This window comes from Nocardia sp. X0981, from assembly GCF_977089955.1.
The window spans coordinates 4,614,114-4,624,114 of the sequence record NZ_OZ372435.1 but is presented as its reverse complement, the minus strand read 5'-3'; the positions used below and the strand labels follow the sequence as shown (position 1 = coordinate 4,624,114).

General features: G+C 67.9%; 8 protein-coding genes and 1 pseudogene. 2 read left to right on the top strand and 7 right to left on the bottom strand.

The features are described 5' to 3' along the window. Positions 1–294: 294 nt before the first annotated feature. The gene (locus ACYR7D_RS20345; protein ID WP_459546120.1) at positions 295–804 is read right to left on the bottom strand and encodes a DUF421 domain-containing protein; all 510 of its coding nucleotides are present in this window, start codon (positions 802–804) and stop codon (positions 295–297) included. An 85-nt stretch (positions 805–889) separates the two neighbouring features. Here ACYR7D_RS20345 and ACYR7D_RS20340 point away from each other — a divergent pair, with 85 nt between their 5' ends. After that, positions 890–1,273: a hypothetical protein gene (locus ACYR7D_RS20340; protein WP_459546119.1), complete on the top strand. Its 384-nt coding sequence runs from the start codon at positions 890–892 to the stop codon at positions 1,271–1,273. A 175-nt stretch (positions 1,274–1,448) separates the two neighbouring features. Here the strand turns inward: ACYR7D_RS20340 and ACYR7D_RS20335 are convergent, their stop codons facing one another. Next, the gene (locus tag ACYR7D_RS20335) at positions 1,449–2,972 is read right to left on the bottom strand and encodes a sulfatase-like hydrolase/transferase (RefSeq protein WP_459546118.1); all 1,524 of its coding nucleotides are present in this window, start codon (positions 2,970–2,972) and stop codon (positions 1,449–1,451) included. A 258-nt stretch (positions 2,973–3,230) separates the two neighbouring features. On the opposite strand from ACYR7D_RS20335, the gene ACYR7D_RS20330 reads away from it, so the two are divergent. After that, the gene (locus ACYR7D_RS20330) at positions 3,231–4,310 is read left to right on the top strand and encodes a saccharopine dehydrogenase family protein (protein ID WP_459546117.1); all 1,080 of its coding nucleotides are present in this window, start codon (positions 3,231–3,233) and stop codon (positions 4,308–4,310) included. 172 nt (positions 4,311–4,482) lie between these two features. Here the strand turns inward: ACYR7D_RS20330 and ACYR7D_RS20325 are convergent. The 5 genes and pseudogenes from ACYR7D_RS20325 to ACYR7D_RS20305 all read right to left on the bottom strand — a co-directional run. Then, positions 4,483–5,101, bottom strand: a pseudogene (locus ACYR7D_RS20325) (cholesterol oxidase); the annotation flags it as partial. Between the two features lie 126 nt (positions 5,102–5,227). After that, positions 5,228–5,665 carry a hypothetical protein gene (locus tag ACYR7D_RS20320; protein WP_459546116.1) on the bottom strand — a complete coding sequence of 146 codons (438 nt, stop codon included), beginning with the start codon at positions 5,663–5,665 and terminating at the stop codon, positions 5,228–5,230. Between the two features lie 129 nt (positions 5,666–5,794). Beyond that, positions 5,795–7,750 carry an acetoacetate--CoA ligase gene (locus tag ACYR7D_RS20315; protein WP_459550222.1) on the bottom strand — a complete coding sequence of 652 codons (1,956 nt, stop codon included), beginning with the start codon at positions 7,748–7,750 and terminating at the stop codon, positions 5,795–5,797. A gap of 35 nt (positions 7,751–7,785) precedes the next feature. Continuing rightward, positions 7,786–8,532, bottom strand: a complete 747-nt coding sequence (locus tag ACYR7D_RS20310) for a 3-hydroxybutyrate dehydrogenase (RefSeq protein WP_459546115.1) — start codon at positions 8,530–8,532, stop codon at positions 7,786–7,788. Continuing rightward, entirely contained in the window at positions 8,529–9,929 is a 1,401-nt protein-coding gene (locus ACYR7D_RS20305) for an MFS transporter (protein WP_459546114.1), read from the bottom strand. The genes ACYR7D_RS20310 and ACYR7D_RS20305 overlap by 4 nt, the downstream gene beginning before the upstream one ends. Positions 9,930–10,001 lie beyond the last annotated feature (72 nt).

Here is a 10,001-nt window from a genome sequence, read left to right as displayed (position 1 = left end):
TGGGGCACAGTTTATGCATACCTGCCATCCGCCCCGCAAGTCGGAGCGGTGTTCGGCTCGTCGACGCGCCGAACCCGAAGTGCCCGTCTGCGGCGTTTTCTCGCGCAATGACCGATAACGCACCACGGGCGGCCGGATTTCCCTTACCCCGGATGTACGCCGAACTCGTCGAGCACTACTCCCCGACGACGGGATTCCCGAGTATCACCAGAAGGCCGTAGAACGTATCGAAATCGACGAGACCGATGCCCGGATATTCACGAATGTCCCATTACGCGATACCACCGTCCGGCGCTATCGGCACGGCTCGTCGACCCCACCACCGCTCCGGCAGAGAATGCTGATCATCCCGTTCGGCTCGAGATAGGCCCGCCGGACCCGCGAGATGTCTTCGATCCCGTGCAGGCGCAACTGGACCATGACCTCGCTCTCCGTCATCAGTTCCCGTCGCATGGCCTTCCGGTTGAGCCGGCCGTCTTCGATCAGCACCCGTGGGCGAGCTTTGATGACACGGGCCAGCCGGGGCCACCGGTAGGCGAGAGCATCCAGCGCGACACTCCAGAAAACAACCGTAGCGGCCAGCAGGGCACCATCGGCGATGGAACTGCTGTGACCCACCAGGCCGGGCGCGGCCGCCTGGGCGATCAATATCACGAGGAAGACATCGGTGAGCCCGAGACCACCCGCTTCACGTTGTCCCGCGAACCGCATCATCACCATCAGCATCAGGAAAGTGACCGTTCCCCGCAGGACGAACTCCAGAGGCGAGGCGCTGAGCACGAAGACGGCATTCCAGTCGGGCATGTACCGAGACAATCATGCTTCGGGCGGACTCCGGCAGCGACGCGCAGAGCCTGCCTCCGGACCCCTCACAGCACCCCGCCAGCAGATGCGTGCGCAGTACGCAGCGATGGCGCCGATCGAGCTGGCACCCGGAGTGCCCGCCACCCTGGTGCTCGGCTATCCCACGGCGATCCGCATCCTGCAGGACCCGGAGCACTTCCCGGCGGACCCGCGGACCTGGCAGCGAACCATTCCCGCCGGCTCACCGATACGGCCGGCCATGAAGTGGTGCCCGAACGCCCGGCGCAGTACCGGCGCGGAACACCGACGCTACCGCCGGACCTACACCGGCAGTATCGCCCGGATCGATCTGCATGCGCTGCACGACATCGTCGCCTCGATCACGGCACCGTTGATCAACGGATGCTGCACGACCGGTTCGGCCGATCTCACGGCGGAATACACCTTCCCATCGGATTCCAGATGGTGAACGACCGCGTCGGCTACCCACCGGTCTGGCGGCCGGGGCCTTTCGCACGTTCGCTCGCTTCGTTGCCGGTGACCTTCCCACCGTGCCCACCGCTGCCGACCGGCTGATACCGCCTACACGACGAAGCCGGCCCCGGGTGGACCGAGCTCACCGGCAGGCGGCACCGACCCGATCCCTAGCGGCAGGTGGGGCCCGCACACGTGGTCAGCGTGGCGAGACGGCGGTCCAGATCGGCGACCACGGCAGCGTGGGCGGCACGGCCCGCCCCGGTGGCGATGAGATTGGTCAGCTGATAGGGGTCGGCCCGCAGGTCGTACAGTTCGTACTCGCGCTCGTCGAGCGGGCGTTCACGTTCATACCAGCGCACATACAGGTATCGTTCGGTGCGCACGGCGCTCCAGGACGGCATATCGAGTACGTAGATCACGGGGGTGTCGGTACCGGGGATCTGTTCCTGCGCGATACCGTCGCGGCCCTCGCTTCCGGGGCCGCCGTATTCGGCGGCGAAATCGTTGCGCCACCCCCGGCTGTCACCGGACAACACAGGTGTCAGCGAGCGGCCGTCCACCCGGTCCGGAAGCGGTATACCGGCCCAGTCGAAGATCGTCGGGGCGAGGTCGATCGACAAGGCCATGGCGGCGCTGCGGCCGGGGCCGATGCCCGGACCGGCAATGGCGAGCGGCACCCGCATGGACTCCTCGTAGGGCGCCATCTTCTGAGTGAGCCGGTGGGCTCCCAGGCTGTATCCGTTGTCGGAGGTGAAGATCAGGTAGGTGTTGTCGAGTTCGCCGGTACGGGCGAGGGTGTCGACGATGCCGGAAACCATATCGTCGAGCGATTTCAGGGCGCCGAGCCGATTGGTGTAATCGATATCGTTGGTCGCGGCGATCGTCGCGGCCCGCGCGTCGGCGGTGTCCACGAGCCATGACGGTTTATCCGAGACATCGGGCTCCTGATAGTTCGGCGAGCGCGGCGCGGCCGTGGGCCGGGTACCGGGCAGATGCCGTGGGGCGGGCGGAATCGGGAAGTGCGGGGAGGTGGAGGCGGCGTACCAGAAGAACGGCTGCCCGGATGCGGCGGCATCGGTGATGAACCGCTCGGATATGCCGCGTATCACGTCGGTTTCGTAATCCTGGGGTGCCACACCGTATTTCACCAGTGCGCCGTTTCGGTTGAGGGTGTAGTTGTAGCCGGAGTACAGGAAGTTGTCCACCCCGGCGTTCCAGTCGTCCCAGCCGGGCGGGATATGGCCGGGATCGTTTTCGAGACCGTTGAGGTATTTGCCCGCCAGACCGGTCCGGTACCCGGCCTCGTGCAGGGCGGTGGCGATGGTGTGGGATTCATTGCCGCGAGCGCGGAACGTTTCGAAGCCGCCGACCTCGCCCGCATTGGTGAGGACACCGGTATTGTGCCCGTACTCGCCGGTGAGGATGGAGGCACGAGCCGCACAACAGATCGGCATGGGCGCGAAAGCCTCGGTGAATTCCATACCACGATCGCGGATCAGTGCCGCCGTGCGTGGCATCGCCTGCCATACCGGCGTGGTCGCGGCGTCCAGGTCGTCGGCGAGAATCAGCACCACGTTCGGCCGCCGATCGCCGTGTTCGGTGGCGGCCGCCGCGGAGACGCACCCGCTCGCGGTCAGTAACATCACGACCGCCGCGGACAGAGAACGACGCAACGAACGAGCAGGACCCATGAGAACTCCTCGAAAGCGTTCTGCCGATGATCGGATCGCTGCGACGGCGCGCGGCCGCGACGCCACGATCGGCGAGTGTATCCGCCGGCGCGGCCGATCCGGCCGCGCCGTGCCCCGCATGTTCCGGTGGGTCCTGTGCTGCCCGCCGAGTACGCTCGCACGCGTCGGCGTGGCGATACGACTCGCCGGCAGAGGCCGCCACCATCCATTACTTCACCAGGTTGACCCGACCGACGAGCAGAAACGGAAGTGCCAGTGATGCCGAAGATCGTGTTGTTCGGGGCCACCGGGTACACCGGCCGCCTGGTCGCCGAGGCTTTGATCGCCCGCGGCGCCGCCCCGGTGCTGGCCGCCCGCAACGCCACTTCGGTCGAGAAACTGGCCGCGGATCTCGGCGGCGCCGAGACCGCGGTGGCCGATGTGACCGACCCCGGCTCGGTACGGGCCCTGCTGGGACGAGGTGACGTGCTGGTCACCACGGTGGGACCGTTCCTCCGCTACGGCGGCCCGGCCCTGGCGGCGGCCCTGGCGGCAGGGGCGCACTACTTCGACTCCACCGGAGAAGGCCCGTTCATCCGCACGGTGTTCGAGCACGACGACGAAGCACGCAGGGCAGGCGTGGGATTGCTCACCGCCTTCGGTTTCGACTATGTGCCGGGCAATCTGGCCGCGGGCCTGGCGTTGAATGCGGCCCCGGAAGCCGTCCGCGCGGATATCGGCTATTTCATCGCCGCCCCCGGCACCAGTGGCGGCACCCGCGCCTCCATGGCAGGCATGCTGTTCGAAAGGGGTTTCGCCCTCCGCGGCGGCCGGGTCGTCCCGGAGCGGACAGCCGCCCGGATACGGACTTTCGACGTGGCGGGGCGGGCACGCACGGGAACATCGGTGCCGGCGTCGGAACATTTCGCCCTGACCCGTTCCTACCCGCAACTGCGGGACGCCGATGTCTATCTCGGCCTGCCCACGGTGGCGGCCCACGGGCTGCGGGTCACCTCGCTGCTCACCGGTGCGGTCGCGCGAGTGGAGCCGGTGAAGCACCTCGCCGAGAACGCGCTGACGCGCGTGGTCAAAGGATCGACCGGCGGCCCGGACCCCGTCTCGCGCGCCCGCACCCGCACCTGGGCCGTCGCCGAGGCCTTCGACGACGCCGGCCGCGTACTGGCCTCGGTGACATTCTCCGGCGGTGATCCCTACGACTTCACCGGGGCGATACTCGCGTGGGGGGCACAGACCGCGTTGGAGGACGGTCTGCTCGGCACCGGTGCGCTCGGCCCGGTCGACGCGTTCGGCCTGGAGCGGCTCGCTTCCGGCGCGGCCGACGCCGGCCTGACCCGGTAACCGGCCGCCGCTGTCTCCTCCCGAGAGCTCGTCCGCAGTCGCTCGGCCCCGAGCGGCTGCGGACCTCGCCGCCGGATACCGGTGCCGGCCGTCGCCGGTGGACCGTCTCCACCGCACGGGCCGCGCGCCACCGCCCGAATACCGAGGCACCCCTGTGCGTATGGGCGGTCGCTCAGATGAAACGGCCGACGTCCCGGGCGACGAGGTTGTCGAGCGCGCGTTCGGCGACGGCGGCGATGGTCATCGAGGGATTGCAGGCCCGCGGTGTTGCCGGGCATGAGCGCGCCGTCGCGGGCGGCGTCGTAGACGAAGGTGCCGCGGCCCGTGCTGACACCGTAGCCGACCATGATGGTGCTGCGCGGGTCCAGCGACAGCGGCGGGATGGACGCCTGGATGACGGTGAACGCCGCGTGCGGATCGTCCCATTTCTCGCTGCCGAACACGATCGGACCGCCCTGGGGCACGCCGGATTCGGCCGATGGGTCGGTCCAGACGTAGATCCGGTCGGCATGGGTGCCCCAGCCGCCGCCGATACCGTCGGGCAGATCCGGGATGAGGTTCTTTGCGGCGGCCCGCACCAGTAGCCGGGTGGTGTTGAGGCTGCCCGCCGCCAGGATCAGCGTGGTCGTGGTCAGCTGCTTGTGCTCCACCACCGCACCGGTGGTGTCGAGCCGTTGGACGTGTACGAGCCAGCGACCGTCCGGGGCTCGCTCGATATCGGTGACCTCGTGCAGGGTTTCCACCCGCACCGAACCGGTTGCTTCCGCGGCGGCGATATAGGTGACGTCGACCGGTGTACCGCAGCAGCGGACACGGCAGCGGTCTTCGTGGGTTCGAGGAGGTAATAACGGTACCGGGCGATCTTCCTCAGGGACGTCTCGCGCGGGCGAACATGCCGGGCCGACCGGCCGCCGCGGTCAGGGCAGCGCCAGCAGTCCTCTGTTCTCGTGCGGAGTCACCACCGCCACGAGATCGGCATAGGGCGCCGATCCCAGCAGCAGCCGATGCCCCAGCCGCGCCAGTGACAGCCGGAAACCGTACTTCTCGCGCATACCGTCCTGCACGGTGTCGAACAGGGCTCCGCCACCGAAGAGCCGTACGCTGCCCTGATGCTGACGCGAGCCGAGCGCCGGTTCGCCGCGCCAGTCGCCGGCCTGCACGATGACCCGTGGGTCGCGGGTCATCTGCCGGGCTTCCGGGGAGTGGGACGAGACCCGGAAGGCCAGCCGCCCCATTCCGATCGGCACGACCAGCCGGGTGAGCGTCTCCCACCGCCCCGGCGCGCATTCCCGGGTGACCAGTACGGTATCGGCGTCCCACCACAGCGACCCCGGATGCCAATCGTTCGGCCGCACGGACCGACGCTCCGGAATTTTCTCCTTGCCCCTTATCAATAAATCTGCATTCACGGCCATAGATCTGATTTAGCACCGGGCGCCCGCGCAGGCAAGGTGATCGGGCCGACAACTCCCCCACCAGCGGCCTCAGCCACGCCCACCCGGCCGGATCGTGCGGTACCAGTCGAGCAGGCCCGGATCGTCCACCGCACTGCGATCGACGACGCGGTCCGGATCGGCGCCCTGGAGCAGTTTCTTGATCGGCACCTCCAGCTTCTTACCCGTGCGAGTGTGCGGAATACCGGGGGCGAGAATGATTTCGTCGGGCACGTGCCGGGGCGAAACCTCGGCGCGGATGGTGCTGCCGACGAGCGCTTCCAGTTCTTCGGTGAGTTCGGCGCCGGGCCTCAGCACCACGAACAACGGCATCCAGTATCCGCCGTCGGGTTGTTCGGCGCCGATCACCAGGGCCTCGGCGATATCCGGTAGCCGTTCGACGGCCTGGTAGATATCGGCACTGCCCATCCGGATGCCGTGCCGGTTGAGGGTGGAATCCGAGCGGCCGTGCACGATCACACTGTGCCGATCGGTGATCGTGATCCAGTCTCCGTGCCGCCAGACGCCGGGGAACACCTCGAAATACGCGTCGCGATAACGCCTACCGTCCTCGTCGCGCCAGAAGCAGACCGGCATCGAGGGCATCGGCGCGGTGATCACGAGCTCGCCCACCTCGCCGCGCACCGGATGCCCGGCCGAGTCGTAGGCCTCCAGCGCGACACCGAGAAAGGGCGCCGACAGCTCGCCCGGCCACACCGGCACCGTGCGTACGCCGCCCATGAACGCCGAGACCACGTCGGTGCCGCCGCTGATCGAAGAAATCTGGACCTGCGCGCCGATGTTCTCGCTCAGCCACAGCGACGAGGAGGCCGGTAACGCGGAGCCGGTGATACCGAGCGTGCGCAGTGCCGACAGATCGTGGTCGTTACGCGGTACACAGCCCGCTTTCATACAGGCCAGTACGTAGCCCGGGCTGGTACCCAGCACGGTGACGCCCGCGTCGGCGGCGATACGCCACAAGGCGTCCGGAGCCGGCGTGGTGGGGCTGCCCTCGTACGTGACGATGGTCGCCCCGGCCAGCAGACCCGCGATCTGGAAATTCCACATCATCCAGCTGGGGCTGGTGTACCAGAAGAACGTATCCTCGGGGCCGATATCCGATTGCAACACCACGGCTTTGAGATGTTCCAGCAGCACTCCGCCGTGACCGTGCACGATCCCCTTGGGCAAGCCGGTCGTACCAGAGGAGAACACGATCCACAACGGATGGTCGAAATCGACCGGCTCCGTCGTGAGTTCCCGGGGCGACGACTCCGAGCCGGGGGCGATCGCCTCGCCCCATGAGATCGCGTCCGGCACCGTGAGCCCCAGACGCGAGACCGAGACCGTTGCCTGCAACGAATCCAGCCCCGCCCGTAACGCGGCGATATCGTCGCGTTTGTCGTGGGCTCTCCCACCGAAACGGTAGCCATCGGCGGTGACCAGGACGACGGGGTCGAGCTGTCCGAGCCGGTCCAGCGCGGCTTTCGGCGAGTAGTCCTGCCCGCAGGCGCTCCATACCGCGCCGATGCTCGCGGTGGCCAGGAACGCGATGACCGTCTCCGGGATATTCGGCAGGTACCCCGCCACCCGGTCCCCGGCCCGGACGCCCAGGGACCGCAGTGTCCGGGCGAAGGCGGCGGTGCGGTCGATCAGTTCGGCCCAGGAAACCTCCCCGGCCGGGGCATCCTCGCCGGCCACTCTGATGGCGGGCCGGTCGGTGCGCGACCGGCGGACCACCTGATCCACGTAGTTGAGTGTGGTGCCGGGGAACCAGCGTGCCCCCGGCATCTCCGTTCCCACCAGCACCTCGCCCGCGATCTCGCCGAGCGCGAAGTAATCCCACAGGGCATGCCAGAACCCGGGAACATCCTCGACCGACCACCGCCACAGCGCGTGGTAATCGGCGGCGCGCACCCCGGTGCGCGCCGCGACGAACCGCGTGAAGTCGGTGATCGCCGCCTCGGCGATTTCCCGGTCGGTCGGCACCCACTGTGGTCGCCCCATCGTCTCCTGCCCGGTGGGCAGCGGTGAGCGCGCCCTCATCGCGCGCTCCATCCGCCGTCCATCGTGTAGGCGGCCCCGGTGACCATCCCGGCCTCCGGCGATGCGAGCCAACTCACCAGTGCCGCCACCTCGTCCGGCTCGACGAGGCGTTTGACCGCGCTCTCGGTGAGCAGGATTTTCTCCACCACCTCCTGTTCGGGTACACCGTGTGTTCTGGCCTGGTCCGCGATCTGCTTGTCCACCAAGGGGGTTCGCACGTATCCCGGGTTGACGCAGTTGCTCGTCACACCGTGTGGCCCGCCCTCCAGCGCGGTCACCTTCGACAATCCCTCCAGGCCGTGTTTGGCCGTCACGTAGGCGACCTTGTACGCGGAGGCACGCAGGCCGTGCACCGAGGAGATGTTGACTATCCGTCCCCAGCCCTGCCGGTACATATGCGGTAGGGCCGCACGCACCAACAGGAAGGGCGCTTCGACCATCAGCGTGAGCAGATCGCGGAACCGCTGCGGCGCGAACTCCTCGATCGGGCTGATGTGCTGCACGCCGGCGTTGTTCACCAGAATGTCGGTATCGAGTGCCAGATCTTCCAGCGCCGCGACGTCGAGCAGATCCACCGCCCACACTCGGCCGCCGATCTCCCCGGCCAGGGCCGCGGCGCCGACGCTGTCGACATCGGCCACGGTGACGGTGGCGCCGCGCGCCGCGAGCGCCCGGGCGCAGGCCGCGCCGATACCACTCGCGCCGCCGGTGACCAGGGCATTGCGGCCCGTCAGAGCACTCATCGCACGCTCACTTCGGCGGTGCGAGCGTTCAGGCTCGCGGCGTCGGCGCGATCGATGCTCTCCAAGGCCAGCCCCTTCGTCTCGCGTGCGGCGAGTACCGAAATCGCGCTGACCGCCGCCGCGCCCGCCAGGTACCAGGCGATCGGCACCGCGGAATCGTAGGTATCGAGCAACCGGACGGCGATGATCGGAGCCAGCGACCCCGCCACGATGGAGGTCACCTGATAACCCAGGGACACGCCGGAATAACGCATCCGGGTGGGGAACATCTCGGCCATGATCGCGGGTTGCCCGGCGTACATGAAGGCATGGAAGACCAGGCCGATGATGATGGCGGACATGATGATCACGTTGTTACCGCTGTCCATCATCGGGAAGGCGAAGAAACCCCACGTGCCCGCCGTCAGCGCGCCGAGCAGGTAGACCGGTCGTCTGCCGAAGCGGTCGGACAGGGTGCCCACCACCGGGATCACCAGGAAGTGCACCGCGTGCGCGGCGAGCAGCCACCACAGGATCACGTCGGTGTCGGCGTGCACTTCCACCTTCAGATAGGTGATGGTGAAGGTGACCACCAGGTAGTACATGATGTTCTCGCCGAAACGCAGCCCCATCGCGGTGAACACGCCGCGCGGGTAACGGCGCAGCACCTCGACGACGCTGAGCGAGGTGGCCTCGACCTCCTCGGATTCCTGCTGTGCCGCGACGAAAATAGGCGCGTCGGTGATCTTGGTGCGGATGTAGTAGCCGACCAGTACCACCACCGCGGACAACCAGAACGCGACCCGCCAGCCCCAGCCGAGGAACGCTTCGTCGGACAGTGTCGAGGTCAGCACCAGGAGCACCACCGTGGCCAGCAGATTGCCCGCGGGCACGCCCGCCTGGGGCCAGCTCGCCCAGAAACCGCGGCTGCGATTCGGACTGTGCTCGGCGACCAGCAGTACCGCACCGCCCCATTCACCGCCCACCGCGAATCCTTGGATGAAGCGCAGCGCCACCAGCAGGGCGGGGGCCCAGTAACCGATCTGGCCGAAGGTCGGCAGACAGCCCATCAGAAACGTCGCGCCGCCCACCAGCACGAGACTGAATTGCAGCAGCTTCTTGCGGCCGTACTTGTCGCCGTAGTGGCCGAAGACCAGGCCGCCCAGCGGGCGTGCCGCGAAACCGACCGCGTAGGTCACGAACGCGGCGAGAATGGCGTCCAGGTCACTGGTGCCCTCGGCGAAGAAGACCTTGCTGAACACCAATGTGGCGGCGGTTCCGTAGAGAAAGAATTCGTACCATTCCACCACCGTTCCCGCCATCGACGCGGCCACCACACGGCGCAGGCCGGTGGCCGTTCCGCCGGAATCGGCAGCCTCCGGGCCGGCCGGGTCGAATCCGGCGCTGTGCTCCCTCATCGCACTTCTCCTTCGTGCCCGGGGTCGTCACATCGAGTCTCGATGTGACGACCCCCACAATCATCGGCTGGA